Origin of the sequence: Nostoc sp., from assembly GCF_036917975.1 — a bacterium.
Taxonomy (GTDB): Bacteria; Cyanobacteriota; Cyanobacteriia; order Cyanobacteriales; family Nostocaceae; genus Nostoc.
Map to the genome: position 1 here is coordinate 22548 of NZ_JBALEJ010000107.1, position 16310 is coordinate 38857.

Annotated in this window: 13 protein-coding genes; 6 read left to right on the forward strand and 7 right to left on the reverse strand. The window is 42.7% G+C overall.

Annotated features, from left to right (window positions below):
- Positions 1 to 264: 264 nt before the first annotated feature.
- A complete protein-coding gene (locus tag V7K76_RS32615; protein WP_334775392.1) occupies positions 265 to 1881 on the forward strand; it encodes a hybrid sensor histidine kinase/response regulator in 1617 nt (538 codons plus the stop codon).
- A 99-nt stretch (positions 1882 to 1980) separates the two neighbouring features.
- Here the strand turns inward: V7K76_RS32615 and V7K76_RS32620 are convergent, their stop codons facing one another.
- On the reverse strand, positions 1981 to 2211 hold the full coding sequence (locus V7K76_RS32620; protein WP_334775393.1) for a hypothetical protein: 231 nt from the start codon (positions 2209 to 2211) through the stop codon (positions 1981 to 1983).
- A gap of 92 nt (positions 2212 to 2303) precedes the next feature.
- On the opposite strand from V7K76_RS32620, the gene V7K76_RS32625 reads away from it, so the two are divergent.
- Entirely contained in the window at positions 2304 to 5072 is a 2769-nt protein-coding gene (locus V7K76_RS32625; RefSeq protein ID WP_334775394.1) for a TonB-dependent siderophore receptor, read from the forward strand.
- Between the two features lie 47 nt (positions 5073 to 5119).
- On the opposite strand, the gene V7K76_RS32630 is transcribed toward V7K76_RS32625, so the two are convergent.
- The 3 genes from V7K76_RS32630 to V7K76_RS32640 all read right to left on the reverse strand — a co-directional run bounded on the left by V7K76_RS32630 (position 5120) and on the right by V7K76_RS32640 (position 7530).
- Entirely contained in the window at positions 5120 to 5506 is a 387-nt protein-coding gene (locus tag V7K76_RS32630; RefSeq protein WP_334953047.1) for a type II toxin-antitoxin system VapC family toxin, read from the reverse strand.
- Positions 5503 to 5745, reverse strand: coding sequence for a DUF2281 domain-containing protein (locus tag V7K76_RS32635; RefSeq protein ID WP_334775396.1), 243 nt, complete (start codon positions 5743 to 5745; stop codon positions 5503 to 5505). The genes V7K76_RS32630 and V7K76_RS32635 overlap by 4 nt, the downstream gene beginning before the upstream one ends.
- A gap of 531 nt (positions 5746 to 6276) precedes the next feature.
- A complete protein-coding gene (locus V7K76_RS32640; RefSeq protein ID WP_334775163.1) occupies positions 6277 to 7530 on the reverse strand; it encodes a glycoside hydrolase family 10 protein in 1254 nt (417 codons plus the stop codon).
- Positions 7531 to 7813: 283 nt separating this feature from the next.
- On the opposite strand from V7K76_RS32640, the gene purD reads away from it, so the two are divergent.
- Together purD and nblS are read left to right on the forward strand one after the other, a co-directional pair.
- A complete protein-coding gene (gene purD / locus V7K76_RS32645) occupies positions 7814 to 9091 on the forward strand; it encodes a phosphoribosylamine--glycine ligase (protein ID WP_334775133.1) in 1278 nt (425 codons plus the stop codon).
- Positions 9092 to 9249: 158 nt separating this feature from the next.
- The gene (gene nblS, locus V7K76_RS32650) at positions 9250 to 11196 is read left to right on the forward strand and encodes a two-component system sensor histidine kinase NblS (protein ID WP_334775134.1); all 1947 of its coding nucleotides are present in this window, start codon (positions 9250 to 9252) and stop codon (positions 11194 to 11196) included.
- Positions 11197 to 11317: 121 nt separating this feature from the next.
- Here the strand turns inward: nblS and V7K76_RS32655 are convergent, their stop codons facing one another.
- A complete protein-coding gene (locus V7K76_RS32655; protein ID WP_334775135.1) occupies positions 11318 to 12190 on the reverse strand; it encodes a phosphodiester glycosidase family protein in 873 nt (290 codons plus the stop codon).
- Between the two features lie 209 nt (positions 12191 to 12399).
- Between V7K76_RS32655 and V7K76_RS32660 the strand changes: the two genes are divergently transcribed.
- Complete coding sequence (locus V7K76_RS32660) at positions 12400 to 13020, forward strand: rRNA large subunit pseudouridine synthase E (protein WP_334775136.1); 621 nt, start codon at positions 12400 to 12402, stop codon at positions 13018 to 13020.
- A gap of 869 nt (positions 13021 to 13889) precedes the next feature.
- Positions 13890 to 14123 (forward strand): hypothetical protein, encoded by a 234-nt coding sequence (locus V7K76_RS32665; RefSeq protein ID WP_334775137.1) that lies wholly within the window; start codon positions 13890 to 13892, stop codon positions 14121 to 14123.
- Positions 14124 to 14469: 346 nt separating this feature from the next.
- On the opposite strand, the gene V7K76_RS32670 is transcribed toward V7K76_RS32665, so the two are convergent.
- Together V7K76_RS32670 and V7K76_RS32675 are read right to left on the reverse strand one after the other, a co-directional pair.
- The gene (locus V7K76_RS32670) at positions 14470 to 15009 is read right to left on the reverse strand and encodes a Dps family protein (RefSeq protein ID WP_334775138.1); all 540 of its coding nucleotides are present in this window, start codon (positions 15007 to 15009) and stop codon (positions 14470 to 14472) included.
- 549 nt (positions 15010 to 15558) lie between these two features.
- Positions 15559 to 15918: a hypothetical protein gene (locus tag V7K76_RS32675; RefSeq protein ID WP_334775139.1), complete on the reverse strand. Its 360-nt coding sequence runs from the start codon at positions 15916 to 15918 to the stop codon at positions 15559 to 15561.
- Between the last annotated feature and the right edge of the window lie 392 nt (positions 15919 to 16310).

Sequence of the window (16310 nt, forward strand, 5' to 3'; positions counted from 1 at the left end):
ATTCAGAATTCAGAATTGGTGAATACTCTACCCATAAAGGGATAGAGTTTTAAGGCGAGAATATTTTAATTTTTTTCGCCCACTATTCCACTCGCTTTTAACCAATATTCAGACGCTCGCGGACTCGCTAACGCTGCGCTATTACCCACTCGTACAGAATTCATACTGAATTCTGACCGGAGGCGGAGCGTCTCCGGCTACGCTCCTGAGTTCTGAATTCTTCTTATAAAATATGATAAAACACTAAAAATTTTTGAACAAACAATGAATATTATAGAACAAGCTAAAGAAAGATTTAGCCTTTTAGATAAAATCCCTTTAGGAGCTTTTGTTCTACAGTCAGATTACATTGTTTTATTCTGGAACTGCTGCTTAGAGGAATGGACAAAAATTTCTAGGAATAAAATTATAGGAACTTCTATTCATGAATATTTCCCTCATTTGAATCAGCCTCGTTATACTAGTCGCTTAGATCAAATTTTTCAAGGTGGTCCTCCTGCAATCTTTTCTTCTCAATTGCATAAATATGTTATTCCTATACCGTTATCTGAAAATAAATATCGCATTCAGCAGACAACTGTAACTGCTGTGCCTGCAACAGATGGAAATAGGTTTTATGCCCTTTTCTCAATTGAAGATTTCACAGATTTAACTTTTCGAGTTCAGGAATATAAAAACTTACGAGATCAAGCACTAGCAGTAGCAGAAGAACGCCAGAAAGCACAACAAGCTGCTGAGGCAGCAAACCGCATCAAAGATGAATTTCTGGCAATTGTTTCTCATGAACTTCGTTCCCCTCTTAATCCAATTTTGGGTTGGGCAAAGCTGCTGAAAAACCGCTCATTAAACGAAGCTACTACTGTGCGTGCCCTTGAGACAATCGAACGCAATGCTTTACTACAGGCTCAGTTGATTGAAGACCTATTGGATATCTCCCGCATTCTTCGAGGCCAGCTAGCACTTAATTTAGAAACTGTTGATCTTGCTTTTATTATTGAAGCTGCTTTAGAGACAGTGCATTTGGCAGCAGAAGCAAAGTCTATTCAAATTAATCTTTATCTCGATATAGAAATTGGACAAGTTAAGGGTGATGGTAGTCGTCTTCAACAAGTTGTTTGGAATTTACTCTCTAACGCCATTAAATTCACTCCATCCGGTGGAAAAGTCGAAGTCTACTTAGAACAGATTGATTCTCAGATACAACTGAGAATCTGTGATACGGGTAAAGGTATTAATCCTGATTTTCTGCCACACGTATTCGAGTATTTTCGTCAGGCAGATAGTAGCACAAGCCGAAGTTCTGGCGGATTAGGACTTGGTTTAGCGATTGTGCGCCAACTTGTCGAGTTGCATGGTGGTAGAGTTTGGGCCCAAAGCCCAGGCGAAGGGCAAGGCGCGACATTTACAGTTTGCTTACCAGTGGTTCAACAGGGTCGGGAATTAAAAAGGGAAGATAAGAATATATCTGAAGATTCCTATCTATTCTCTATGCTCCATGCTCCACTAGAAGGGGTAAAGTTATTAGTTGTGGATGATGATGCTGATACGCGCGAGTTTCTTGTTTTCCTATTGGAACAGCACGGAGCGATCGTGACGAGCGCAGCATCCGCTAGCGTTGCACTAGCTATAATAGCACAGTCAAAACCAGACCTGTTGTTGAGCGATCTGGGTATGCCAGAAGTTGATGGCTACGCTTTGATCAAAAAATTACGAGCAATGCCTGCTGATCAAGGTGGACAGATTCCCGCGATCGCCCTCACTGCTTACGCCGCAGAAACTACACAAAAACAGGTTTTAACAGCTGGATTTCAACTTCATATCACTAAACCAGCCGACCCCTCAAAACTAGTAGCTGCAATTGCTGCACTTGTTGAGGACTAACTGCTTAATCAAGGTTAATGTTAGTCCTCACTCGTTACTCCCCACTCCGTTTCATAGAACTATTTGGCACAACAGTATTCCGCTACATCACCGATAAGCCTATGGAGTGGGCGGAACAACTATTGCGGCAATGGTAATACCACCGTTGCTGAGGTTACCAACAATATCGGTTATTGTAACGTAGGGCACTTTGCATCTGCTTTTAGGTGCAGGTTTGCGATCGCGCCAAGTCAATGTTTGATGGCTAAAAAAGTCTTTTGTGACTAGATTTATTGCCAACTTTTCTCTATACTCAATTTTATTCAAATAAAAAAGATTTGCAATAGTCATGCCACATTTAGATCCCCGACTTCTACAAGAAGTCGGGGATCTGGGGAAGGTATGTCAGCAAAGTTTTGTGAAATGGTGTGTAGGGAGTTGTTATGAAGTGTTGGCATTTATTTGGTAGTGTTCATCTCTGGCTAGCAATATGTTTATGGGGATGCAGTAGTGCTTTTGCCATTGAGCCGGGAGAAGCACAAAATCAGGAAAATTTAGCGACAAATCTGGCTCCACAGGTAGCTACTTCCAGCGATGGCGAATCCCTGAAAAAAGGGGTGAATCAGAATCAAAATCCTCTTGACAAAGCGGGATTCGGAGAGCAAACCTCGCGTAATATTCGACAAGTGAGCGAGATAGAAGTTCCGAATACCAGCGCTCAACTGCTAGTGCAGTCACCAACACCAAGCAACCCCACGAACGTCCCGACGAAACAGCAGGATGAAATTGTGCAGGTTACGGGAGTCAAAGCTAATCCCACGAATAAAGGTGTGGAGATTATTTTACAGACCTCGAAAGGTGAACAGTTGCAACTGCTAAACCGCAGTACTGGCAATAACTTTATCACTGATATTCCCAATGCTCAACTGCGCCTACCATCGGGCGATGCATTCAGATTCCGCTCGGATAAGCCAATTGCAGGTGTTACTGAAATAACAGTCACGAACTTTGATGCCAATACTATCCGGGTGACAGTAATAGGTGAGACAGGAGTACCACATGTGGAATTGTTTGACAGTCCAGATGAGGGTCTAATCTTCTCTGTGGCAAGTACTGTACCAAGAGGACAACAGACGCAACCTCAAACACAACCACCCCAGACACAGCCGTCGCCAAACCAGACACAGCCAACTAAACCATCAGCATCGGGTAATGAACCAATTGAGTTGCTGGTGACAGGTGAGCAAGATGGGTATCGCGTGCCTAATGCCTCAACTGCCACCAAAACCGATACCCCCCTGCGCGACATTCCCCAGTCGATTCAGGTGGTGCCTCAAGAAGTCCTACGGGATCAACAAGCAACCCGCGCCGTAGATGCGCTGAAAAACGTCGCTGGTGTGACTCCATACAGTGCGGCTGAGGGGGTTGCCAACAGTTTTAACATCAGAGGCATTGGCGATCGCTTTTCAACTAATTATCTCACTAATGGCCTGACAGATCCTGAGGGTTCCAGCTCGCTCGATCTCACCAATATTGAGAGAATTGAAGTCCTCAAAGGTCCAGCCTCAGCGCTGTTTGGTAGTGGTTTGCCCGGTGGAACGATCAACCTGATTACCAAACAACCCTTGAGTCAACCTTTCTACAACATTGATGCCACAGTGGGAAGTTATGATTATTATCGCGGTGCAATAGACTTGTCTGGTCCATTAAACGACTCTAAGACGGTTTTGTATCGTCTAAATACTTCTTACCGAGATTCAGGTAGCTTTATCAATTTCGGTGGCACCAATATTTTTGTCGCTGCACCCGTTGTGAGTTGGGAAATTAGCAAAAACACGAAACTTACCTTTGAAGGGGAATTTTTGGATGGACAATATCCATCCTATCTCGGTATACCAGCAGCTGGTACAGTCCTTTTTAACCCCAATGGCAAACTATCTCCCAGTTTAAACATCGGTGAACCTACAGATAGTTTGCATCTAAATCTCGAAAAAGTTGGATATACCCTAGAACAGCGTTTCGGCGATAACTGGTCGTTAAAGAATGCTTTTCGGGCATCGTTTAGACAGTTAGACCAAAATGTAACTTATCCTACTTCTCTTTCTACTGACGCTCAAACTTTAAACCGTCAGCAGCTCAGTACGCAGATAAGGGAAGAAGCCTACAATATGGCAACAGACCTGGTAGGTAAATTTTCCACAGGCTCAATCGAACATCAGTTACTATTTGGGTTTGATTTGAGTCGATTTGACAGCAAATTCCTAAATGGAGAGGATCTAGGTATAGCACCACTCAATTTATTCAATCCTGTATATGGTCAACCTGCTGGGCCTGTACTTGACAATTACGCTAACTCCAGTTTGATTGATGCTCTAGGAATTTATCTTCAGGATCAGGTCAAGCTGGCAGAGAATTTAAAGTTGTTGTTGGGTGTACGTTTTGATGCTTTTGAAGAAGATGATGCGGATCTTCTAGCTGGCACTAAAAGTAGCCAATCAGGGAATGCATTCAGCCCACGTCTTGGCATCGTCTACCAGCCAATTCCACCTATTTCGCTCTACGCCAGTTATGCTCGGTCATTTAACCCACAGATTGGAACAGCCTTTGATGGTAGTTTTTTTCAACCGTCAGTCGGTACGCAATATGAGGTTGGTGTCAAAGCCGATTTGAACCAGAACATTTCGACAACGCTGGCTTTCTTTGACCTGACTCTCACCAATGTCTTGACCCAAGATCCAGTTAATCCAGACTTTTCCATTGCCACGGGTAAGCAGAGAAGCCAGGGGATCGAATTGAGCATGACTGGGAAAATTCTCCCCGGATGGAACATCATTGGTAGCTATGCCTATACCGATGCTCAGATTGAAGAAGATAACACGTATAAAGTTGGTAATGAACTGAATAATGCACCAAAAAATGCCTTCAGCTTGTGGACAAGCTATGAAATTCAATCTGGTGGTTTGCAAGGGTTAGGATTTGGTTTGGGATTATTTTATGTCGGAGAACGGCAGGGAGATTTAGACAATACTTTTCAGTTGCCAAGTTATTTACGTACCGATGCTGCCATTTTTTATAAGCAAGGACGATTCCGGGCAGGGCTTAATTTCAAAAATCTGTTTAACGTGAATTACATTGAAGCGGCTACTAGCAATCTGCGGGTTTATGAAGGTGAGCCGTTGACCGTGCAGGGCACGATTTCGTGGCAGTTTTAGGGGATGCGATGGGGTATAGGGTGTGGGGTGTAAAGGAGCGATGGGATTTACCACCATCGCTCTATCGGATACCGATCAAATACAGCATCAACGCTTAACAATGGCATTTGTTCAGTCATTGCCTGAGCAATTAACAACCGATCAAATGGATCTCGATGATGGTTTGGTAGCTTTTCTAAAGCGTAAATGTGTTCAGTAGTAATCGATAGAAGTTGCAAATCATTGACTTGTTGCTGACTCTCAATCAACTCCGAAAGTGGTAAATCAAAATGCAACTTCCCAAGCTGAACCTTGATTTGTATTTCCCATATACTCACGATACTCAGGAATATTTCATAATCTCTATCAAAAAATAAATTTGTTGCCCGTTGAGATAACTTTTCTGGCTCAAGAATTATCCAAACTAATGCATGAGTGTCCAGTAATAATCTCACGGCTCTCCCGTCCAAAATTCATCGGGAAGCAGGTCGTTAAAATCCTCACTGATCCAACCCATACCTTGATGTAATCCCAATACCCGTGCCTGCTTCACCACTGATTGACTAGGTTGAGATGAAACATATTTTCGATTCAAAAATTCAACAAAATCTATTACCTGTTGAATTTGTTCAGGCGGAAGAGTTTGAAGTTGAGCCAGAAATGTTTCAGGCAGAGTTATCGTTTGAGCAGTCATGAACGACCCCTTGAGCATCATACTACACCAATTGTAAAACACAAGGCAAAAGAAAGAAAAATGAATCAATTCAAAATTCAAAATGACGCTCTCTACGAGACGCTTCGCGTAGCTTGCTTCCCCGCAGGGGTACGCGGACTCGCTCATAGCGTTGCCATGCCGTTCGCGTAGCGTCTCGTAGAGAAGGCTTTACGCTGCGCTAACAAAATTCAAAATTAAAGACAGCCACGCCACTTGCGGGTGGGGTTTCAACAACCCTTGGGAAACAATGATTCTTTCTCGTGCGAACGCTACCGCGAACGCGCCACTTGCAGGCGTTAGCGCGTAGCGGGACGTACCCCTACGGGGATCTTGCTACGCGGTAGCGTCTCTAAGAGTTGTACGGTTTTAAACCTCACTTCTTTTCATAAAAACATTTATTTCAAGAGGCGCAGCGCCTTCGCATGATTGCGTCTCGTAGAGAGAAATAATACGTCCGTGATTATTTCCCCTAAATTTATTTATGGGGATTATCTTTTTATTTTTTACTTTTTAAGGTTTCCAACCTGCGAGTAAATTCGGATAAGCTACAGGCGTGGGGAAGATTTTCTGGAAAGCTGTTTGACGCTCTTGTGGTTTTTCTTTGCTCATGTTCCAGAGAGATTCATAGAAAAAGAAGGATACTCCAGCAAAATTGCGATCGCGTACTTTTTGCACTTGTGTCTGAATCTGTTGCATTGGTACAAATTTCTTTTTCAACCCAGCCATAATGCCCACACTCACGGGAATATGGCTCTTAGCTGCTTTCACTTCTGCATAATCTAATTCACTAACAAAAATATTCAAGTCATCTCGATATATCTGCAAAACTAAGTCTTCAATGATTCCCAGCCGTTCCCATTTTTGCCAGTCTGCTAAAAAGAAGTTGTAGGAAAAACGTTGAGGATTAGGAGCAACAGAAACGAGGCAATTTTTTTTAGTAGCTTTGATGGTTTTGAAAACCCGTTTCATAAACTCGGTGATCTTGTTAGCTCTCCAACTTACCCATTCTGGATCTTGAGAGTTTTTCGAGGGAGCTTTACCACGGTGTTCTTTTTTGTAAAGTGCCACTGTATAAGCATCGTACCCTAATTCTGATGGTAAGCCAAAATGGTCATCAAGTTGAATACCATCAATATTGTAGTTTCTAACAATTTCAACGATTAAATCTTGAATAAACTGTTGTACTTCTGGGCGAAAGGGATTTAGCCAAACGCGATTATCATTCCCATCTTTGACAATCCGAGTTCCATCGCGGCGACTGGTGAGCCATTGGGGACGATTTTTAGCTAGTAGAGAATCTGCTGGTGCCATGAAGCCAAATTCAAACCAGGGAATCACTGTTAACCCTTTTTGATGTACTATATCGACAATTTCTTTGAGGATATCTCGCCCTTGCAATCCGGGTGTGGGATCGAGCGATCGCCCGATAACTTTTTGTGCAACTTTGCTAGGATACAATGTATATCCCCAATTCCAAACCGCCGGATATATGGTGTTAAAATTGAGTTCATCAAGGCGCTGCAAAGATCCCTTGAGGCGATCGCGCTCAAATAACACATCACTATCAATATTTGTTAACCACACTCCCCTTAATTCAGATGCGGGCGTTTGTGGTAGATTGATTTGAGCCTTCAAGGGGAATGATAGCATCAGCGTACTTACCACACCCAAGGTAAGCATAACGACAAACAAAAGAGACTTTCTGCTTTGGCGAATATTCCACCAAGAAGGAAACTCAACACACCACTTTACAAACCTTTTCATCATTGGGTTACAGACATCATCAACTTATGAACAATTAACATGAATAGCGATCGTTTCGATTGTAAGCGCTAAAACAATCGCCTTTTTGGTCTGGGTTGTGAATATCTCCAAAAGACTACAGTACTTTTCAAAATTCAAAATTAAATCAATATTTCTTCTTCCATCTTGCTCCTCAGCCTTTTTATTCATGAGGGGGTTGCACAAGTGGGAGAATTGATGAAAAAATTGATCCGCGAGAGCCGCCAAGGCATTCTCGTTTCGCAAGGAACGCACGAGGAAATCTGTGAAAGTTTTAGTTGTCGGTAATGGGGGGCGCGAACATGCTCTGGCATGGAAACTGTTGCAATCTAAGCAAATTGAGCAAGTTATCTGTGTACCAGGGAATGGGGGCACAGCAAGTATGGAACGTTGCCAGAACTTGCCCCTAACAGTAGATGATTTCGAGGGCATAAGCCAATATGCTCTCGAACATGGCATAACTCTGGTAATAGTTGGGCCAGAAGTCCCCCTTTCTAAGGGAATCACAGATTACCTCCAAGACAAAGGATTGATGGTATTTGGCCCAGTGAGAGCAGGAGCGCAAATTGAAGCGAGTAAAGCTTGGGCAAAAGCCCTGATGCAAGAAGCAGGGATTCCGACGGCACGGGCTGCGGTATTTACGGAGGCGGTGGCAGCAAAATCTTACGTTAAATCTCAGGGAGCGCCAATTGTTGTAAAAGCTGATGGTTTGGCGGCTGGTAAGGGTGTAACGGTGGCTGAAACCGTTGCAGAGGCAGAAAGTGCAATTGATACGATTTTTCAGGGACAATTTGGTAGTGCTGGTGAATTTGTCGTCATTGAAGAATGTTTGATTGGGCAAGAGGTGTCAGTTTTAGCGTTAACAGATGGGTTGACAATTAGACCCTTGCTGCCAGCACAAGACCATAAGCGGATTGGTGACGGCGATACAGGAGAAAATACTGGCGGGATGGGAGCATACAGCCCAGCACCCATCGCGACAACAGAGTTGATGGCACGCATTCAAACAGAGGTATTAGAAAGAGCGATCGCCACCTTACGAGCTAAAGGCATTGATTACCGAGGCGTGCTGTATGCTGGATTAATGATTGCACCCGATGGCGACTTGAAAGTTTTGGAATTTAACTGTCGCTTCGGCGATCCAGAAACCCAGGTAATTTTGCCACTGCTAGAAACACCCCTAGAAGAGTTGATTCTAGCCTGCGTACAACAGCGATTGGGTGAATTGCCACCCATTGCTTGGAAAGGGGGAGCATCTGCCACTGTAGTTGCCGCTTCCGGTGGTTATCCTGGAGAATATGAGAAGGGACAGGTCATTGCTGGCATTGGCGAGGCAGAGGCAACAGGAGCAACTGTATTTCATGCAGGTACAAAATTAAACCAGCAACAAGAAATAGTCACAGATGGGGGTCGAGTATTAAATGTGACTGGAATCGGAGAAAATTTTGAGCAAGCGATCGCCCAAGCCTACGCAGGTATCAAATATATTCAGTTTGAAGGGATATATTACCGGAGAGATATCGGTTATAGAGTTAGGAGTTAGGAGTTAGGAGTTAGGAGTTAGGAGTTAGGAGTTTGGAGTTTATAGTTATTCCCCATGCCCAATACCCAATGCCCAATCCCTAACATATTTGTCAAATTAACTGTTAATTTTTTAGTTGTTGGGCTTTATAACAAAGATTACTAACAACTTTATTTAAGATGCTAAGTCTGTTAAAAACAATTCGAGATGCGATCGCTAGTTGGTGGTATGAGTTCACACTCCAGACAAAACTGCTGGCTGTGGCTACAATGGTAGTTTCCTTGGTGATGAGTGGTTTGACTTTCTGGGCTGTGAATACAATTCAGCAGGATGCGCGGATGAATGACACCCGCTTCGGTCGTGACTTAGGACTGCTTCTTGCTGCCAACGTTGCCCCCTTGGTCGCCGACAATAATCTCACTGAGGTTGCCCAATTTTCCCAACGTTTCTATAGCAGCACCTCTAGTGTGCGTTATATGCTTTACGCTGATGAAACTGGGGAAATCTTTTTTGGCATTCCTTTTTGGGAAGCCGAGGTAGAAAATTCCCTCACCATTAAACGGCGGATACAACTGCCAGAAGATTACCCTGGTGATGACGAAAAACCAATGGTGCGGCAACACACGACCCCAGATGGGATAGTCACCGATGTATTTATTCCTCTGATTGTCAATCAGAAATACTTAGGTGTATTAGCGATCGGTATCAATCCCAATCAAACTGCTGTGATCTCCACCAATTTTACCCGCGATGTCACCATTGCCGTTTTTATCACGATTTGGGTAATGGTGATTTTGGCAGGAGTGATTAACGCCTTAACCATCACCAAGCCCATTAAAGAACTGCTGGTAGGGGTAAAGCAAATTGCCACCGGGAATTTTAAGCAGCGCATTGATTTACCTTTAGGGGGTGAACTGGGGGAATTAATTTTAAGCTTTAATGAAATGGGAGAGCGGTTAGAGCGTTATGAAGAACAGAATATTGAAGAACTAACCGCAGAAAAAGCCAAGCTAGAAACCCTAGTTTCAACAATCGCAGATGGTGCTGTGTTGATTGATAACAACATGCAGGTGATTTTAGTCAACCCCACAGCACAACGGATTTTTGGCTGGGAAGCCGCTGATGTCGTAGGTAACAATGTCTTACATCACTTACCCTCATCTGTACAAATGGAAATCACCCGTCCCTTGTACGAAATGGCAGCAGGCGAATGCGAAAGCGCCGAATTCCGAATTTTTATTAACCAACCCATCCCCCGAACAATCCGCATTCTCTTGACTACAGTACTCAATCTGCAAAGAGAAAGCATCAAAGGCATTGCCATTACTATTCAAGATATAACCCGTGAGGTCGAACTAAACGATGCAAAAAGTCAATTTATTAGCAACGTTTCTCACGAACTGCGAACGCCTCTATTTAACATCAAAACTTATATTGAAACCCTGCATGACTACGGCGAAGACTTAGCTTTACAAGAACGGCAAGAGTTTTTGCAAACCGTGAACCATGAAACCGATCGCTTAACCCGGCTAGTTAACGATGTTTTGGATTTGTCAAAACTCGAATCTGGACGCAGCTACAGCTTCGACGGCGTAGATTTAGCCCAAGCGATCGAGCAAACCCTACGTACTTACCAACTCAATGCAAAAGATAAAGGTGTTGAACTGCTTCAGGAAGTTGCCCCTAATTTGCCGCTAGTTTTAGGTAATTACGATCTGTTAGTACAAGTGTTTGGCAATCTGATTGGCAATGCCCTTAAATTCACGAAAGCCAGTGGTAAAGTAGTAATCCGTGCCTACCAACTAGATTTCAAGCCAAGTCACACTGAATCTGCTCCAGTGCGGATTGAAATTTCCGATACTGGAATTGGCATCGCCACAGAAGATCAACACTCAATTTTTGAACGCTTCTTTCGCGTCGAAAACCGAGTTCACACCCTAGAAGGTACTGGTTTAGGTTTATCGATTGTCAGAAATATCATTGACAGACATCATAGTAAAGTTCATCTAGTGAGTGAAGTTGGCGTTGGTACTACCTTTTGGTTTGATTTAGCTACCTTTGAGGAGAAAGCACCACCAATACAAGTTGAGCCTATTGCCGAAGCATCCAACATTATCACAGCTTAACGACAAGGGACTCGGTAAAAACCCTTTTATGACAGTTAGGGTGCGGAATGTGGGCTAAAAGATCGTAGAGGCGATCGCTTCTCACTAAAAGCGCCTCCCACAAGGTAATATTATCTATTTTTTAAGCACTTGGTATTATGGGGCGATCGCCTTTTTGAAACCTTAGCCATGACTGTTGTAAATCAGCAGGAGCAGGATTCTTGCTATCATAAACAACAATCACATTAGTTAGTGGGCGTCCAGCAGGGACTAAAATTTTACCATTAGCAGCAAAAGCTTTTGATGCACCACCATCTAAGTTCATCGCTTCGTGACAGCCGATCGCTTTCATCACTTGCGCTTCTTGCTGTAAAGTTAAACCACTATCAAAATTTATCAAAAATAGCTTTGTACCATCAGCAGGAAACCCGATCGCAGTTCGTTCGCCAGTACCTAAAACATGAGGATCTTTAAATCCCTCAACATCCGGCTTCAGCCAAATTTGTCCCTGTCTCAACAACCGAGGCCCGCAGGTGATAGACAACCAATGTTGATTCCATTGCGGTTTACCATCAACCCGTGCTGTCACCATTTCCGGTTTATTGCCAACTCGTAACCCCAAAGTAGTGCCAAAATTTTCCCACTGACTGTATTTGAGGAATCTCCCTGCCGCTACCATATTACCCATCACTGTTTTCTGAGAATTCTTGGCAAAAAAAGTACCATTAGCAACAACAGCAGCGTGATGACGAGCCACTAGGTTGTTAAATTCTTCATCACCACTAGTTTTTTGATTAGTATTAGCCAAAGTTGCATTATTCGCCAAACCAATAGTAATGAAAGTTTTGGGATCAGTAAGGTCAATAATAGTTTGATAAAAAGAGAAACCATTTACCTTACCCCTCTTCACCTGTACAGTTTGAGCGGTTGCGGGGAGTGCCAATGTTAATCCTTGTGCCAAGACAGCACCTCCTAAAAACAAAAAAGACCGCCGGCACATTTTAGAACTTGGCATAATCAACCCTTCACTATATCGTTTTTATTAGGATGCCCAAATCCTTGGATAATTTTGCCCAGCAAAACTCATGTTATGGAAAGTGGAGAAAGGGAGTAGGGGAGGCAGGGGAGGCAGGGGAGGAGGGGAAGAAAAACTATTGATTATTACCTAGTCCCCAATGCCCAATGACAAATGACTAATGACAAATGACAAATGACTAATCACTAATGACTAATCACTACCGATATATTATTTTTTACAAACCTTATGGCGTTCTTAGCCAATTTACAAAAGATGCTCCCACCCACAGCACCCTCAAAGACTATATTGATCTGCCTGATGTCTATCCTGTAGGACGTTTAGACTGGGATAGTGAAGGATTGCTACTGTTAACAAACGATGGACAATTGCAACATCGCCTCGCCCATCCGCGTTTTGGTCATAAACGTACTTACTGGGTACAAGTAGAGCGAATTCCAGATGCTTCTGCTATCCAAAGGTTGCAAACAGGTGTGGAAATTCAAGATTACCGCACTCAACCAGCAGAAGTTAGGCTTTTACCCGAAGAACCACAGTTAACTGAACGCATACCACCAATTAGATTTCGCAAAAATATACCGACAGCTTGGCTAGAAATGACTTTGACAGAGGGAAAAAACCGCCAAGTACGGCGGATGACTGCGGCTGTAGGGTTTCCGACTTTGCGACTGGTCAGGGTCAGCATAGCTCACCTAAAATTAGATGACCTACAATTGGGTCAATGGCGCGACCTCACTGCATCTGAACTCCAATTTTTACATAATTTCAGTAAATCTAAAAATTTTCCCTCAAAGGCGAATACTCTCTGAACAATTGCGTTCGCCCCTGGCGTTCCCGTTGGCATAGCCTCTCCAAGAGTTGGGTATGAAGCAAAGCGGAATGTTCGCGGAGCGTCTCGTAAAGCCTGCGGCATAGCTACGCTTAGGGCGCAGCCTCTCGTAGAGAAGAGAAGCAATCGCAACACCTAGACCTTACGATTGCAACTCTTAGAGACGCTACGCGAAGGCTCCATTTCATTACGTAGCCTACGGGTTCCCCGAAGGAGTACGCAATGAAAAAATATATTTTTACACATTTTGGATGCTCCCGATATATGTCAATACTGCTCGGATAAGCAGGGGAGGCAAAACTCAACGCCAGCACCCATTTCTCCCCCTGCTCCCCCTGCTTGCCTCAACCAAGAAATTCCAAAACCTACGCAGTATTGCGATATATGTTGGGTTGCGCTCCGCTCCACCCAACCTACGTCTACGTCTAATGCACTGTGGCAGATAGGGATTTATGATGAACCACCGAACTTATATGTGGCATTTCCTGCCGACAATCGACACAAAACCAATAAATTTTACCACTACGAATGTGTCTTAGTAGTATTCCATTACAGCAAGGACATTCACTCATAATTTAAATTAATTATTGGTTAAAAAAATATGCGGGAGAATGAATCTCCCACAAGAAAAGCTGATGTTGGAGGTATAGAAATAATCTAACAAATAATTTCCATTATTGCGATAAATTAGCAATAATTATGTGAACTGGCCATGTCTACGGCTGGCTACGCCTACGCGTGGCTTATGTGGTAACTGAAAACTGCCTGCCATGAACGATACCGACCGTAAGCTTTGCTAACGTCATACCAAGCTATAGTTAATCATAAAATTTATCATTATCATTAACTATGACCATTATCCTGACACCGGATCAAGGAAGAGAGCTTTGGGCTGAAGCTGAAATGAACAGCCCGCAAAACTCGTCAGAGCCATTTGAATCCTATTGTCAAGTACCCAAGCAGCTGGGCAAAGGATATGAGCGAAATATTGAGGTGTATCCCCAAGTGTCGCTGGGGATTAGTAACTACGAATACTACGATGATGTACTGGAACCAGGCTGTGAATGCGTAGATGTAGCTTAAATACGCTTCGGCTAAGGTTTTTTAATGAAAACTATAAATCACAAAGATGCGATGAATTGCCATCAATAAGAAAGACTAATTCTTGTAGAGACGGCGATTTATCGCGTCTCTTGTCTGAAGCTAATAGACATCTCCAGAAATTAAATATGCGTTACCCAGAATCCTTGTAGAGACGTAGCACTGCTACGTCTCTACATTCATTTTCACCAGATGTCTAATGACTAAATCGGCGGGCGGCTATCCCAGACACCCCTCTTGAAGGTATGAGATTCCCGCCGATTTTCGTTGAGGGAAAAATCAATCCTCCCTCAACTAATTTCACAGTCAGACATTCCTCAGTTAAAAGCTATACACCTACAGGAGTCTTAGCCTTTGCTGCTGGCTTTCTACCATCTGGATCTAATGCTTCGCCTTCAATAAATGAACGCAGCATCCAAGCAATCTCCTCATGCTGTTCCAGCAGTCCAGTTAAGAAGTCAGCAGTTCCTTGATCGTGAAACTTGTCACCAGACTGATCTACATGATCTCTCAAGTTACGAATAACCTGCTCGTGGTCATCCACTAGATTAGCTACCATGCCCGTAGCTGTGGGAACATTACCAGCATGTTCCTTGAGGGTAGCAAGCTTGAGAAATCCCTCTAAAGTGCCAACTGGATAACCGCCCAAAGCACGAATCCGCTCTGCCAAGGCATCAATATTTAGAGTCAACTTTTGGTAGTGTTCTTCCCAAAGCTGGTGCAAAGAGCGGAACTGAGGGCCAACGACATCCCAGTGGTACTTTTTGGTTTTCACCAGCAATAAATAGGCATCTGCCAAATCTTGATTTAACAGATTAATTACACCTTGACGCTGTTCGTCGGTCAAACCAATGTTTATCGAGCGCATTATTTTTCATCCCTAAGCAAACTTATTTATTAACTTCCCAAATTTTCTACCTAATCCACATCAACCAAAGGAAGCATTATGAGTTTAAATTAAATATCACATTACATAGTTGTACCTATGTCTTAATAGGTAGTACCGCAAGGCAAAATTTAAAATTTAAAATTCAAAAACAATACAGCGTAAGCATTTCATAGATTTTGAATGGGTAGCTTATTTACGCCGTGTTGTATTAGTACTATTCAGATAATGGCAATTTTAACAATTAAGATAGATGTATTTATTTTTTTTTCAAATAATCGTGATAAGCTGTTGCGCCTTTAATTTGCACTAATATTTTTTCAATATGATTGTGGGGTGGGCAACATGAGCGCCGTGATAATGCAAGTTATATACGTAACAGCTTATTAATATAGTAGTCGAATAAGACAGTTGTAAGCAAAACTCCCCAAAGTATCTATAATATTTTCCCTAAGTGTCTAACAAATAATAATGGGCGATCGCTTTTACGCAATCACCCATTACTACCGACAAATTACCAAGGTATTAACTCTATTTCTTACCTGTAACTTTATCCAACAAATTCTTTACATTTTCTTCTACTGAGTTTGCGGTCTGCGAATTTCCAGGATTCTTTTGCTGGTCAATATCAGCATCTCCCTGAACCTCATTAAGTCCTTTGTTAGACTCCTTTTGAACCTTTTCCAGTCCCGCTGGTGGTTCTTTAGCAGCTTCGTCAGTTTTGCGCTGAATATCAAGTAATTGTGTAGTACCTTCGGTAGGCTTACTTTGGTAGCTATCGATTGCAAAAGCAGGAAAAGCATTAGAGAATAATATTAGGGCACAAGTAAAAGCCACGACTAGAAAACGTACTGGACGGAAAATAGATAAAACAGAAGCAATAGTCTTCATTTGAAATCCTCGTTAACAGCTTTAACAACGCAGAACTTTCACCGAAAGAGCGAAGCACATACCTTTATTTAGCAATTTGAGCAATAATAAATATTGTCAGCTGCGCTTCAATCTAGAAGTTCTTGAAAATGAACCTGAAGTTCAAATTTAAGCTTTTCTTTTCAGGTTCCATGTTTATACTTCTACTTTGAGAATGCTAATGTCTGCATCAATCTCTAGAATGAAGTTTACTACATCTTTAGTTGTAATAAAATCAATCTCTAGGTATATCGACTTAATCTTTAATGGCTCTGCTATTGATGTTCAGTTAGCTCAACTTTATCCAATCAACGAACTTTTTTGGATTAATACGGTTCAGTTAAACCCAAAATCCCTCCTAGAGACGCGTTAGC

Bases quoted from the DNA above. Each gene is read 5' to 3' on its own strand.
- V7K76_RS32615 (WP_334775392.1), top strand. From the start codon at position 265: ATGAATATTATAGAACAAGCTAAAGAAAGATTTAGCCTTTTAGATAAA.
- V7K76_RS32620 (WP_334775393.1), bottom strand. From the start codon at position 2,211: ATGACTATTGCAAATCTTTTTTATTTGAATAAAATTGAGTATAGAGAA.
- V7K76_RS32625 (WP_334775394.1), top strand. From the start codon at position 2,304: ATGAAGTGTTGGCATTTATTTGGTAGTGTTCATCTCTGGCTAGCAATA.
- V7K76_RS32635 (WP_334775396.1), bottom strand. From the start codon at position 5,745: ATGACTGCTCAAACGATAACTCTGCCTGAAACATTTCTGGCTCAACTT.
- V7K76_RS32640 (WP_334775163.1), bottom strand. From the start codon at position 7,530: ATGAAAAGGTTTGTAAAGTGGTGTGTTGAGTTTCCTTCTTGGTGGAAT.
- nblS (WP_334775134.1), top strand. From the start codon at position 9,250: ATGCTAAGTCTGTTAAAAACAATTCGAGATGCGATCGCTAGTTGGTGG.
- V7K76_RS32655 (WP_334775135.1), bottom strand. From the start codon at position 12,190: ATGCCAAGTTCTAAAATGTGCCGGCGGTCTTTTTTGTTTTTAGGAGGT.
- V7K76_RS32660 (WP_334775136.1), top strand. From the start codon at position 12,400: ATGACTAATCACTACCGATATATTATTTTTTACAAACCTTATGGCGTT.
- V7K76_RS32665 (WP_334775137.1), top strand. From the start codon at position 13,890: ATGACCATTATCCTGACACCGGATCAAGGAAGAGAGCTTTGGGCTGAA.
- V7K76_RS32670 (WP_334775138.1), bottom strand. From the start codon at position 15,009: ATGCGCTCGATAAACATTGGTTTGACCGACGAACAGCGTCAAGGTGTA.
- V7K76_RS32675 (WP_334775139.1), bottom strand. From the start codon at position 15,918: ATGAAGACTATTGCTTCTGTTTTATCTATTTTCCGTCCAGTACGTTTT.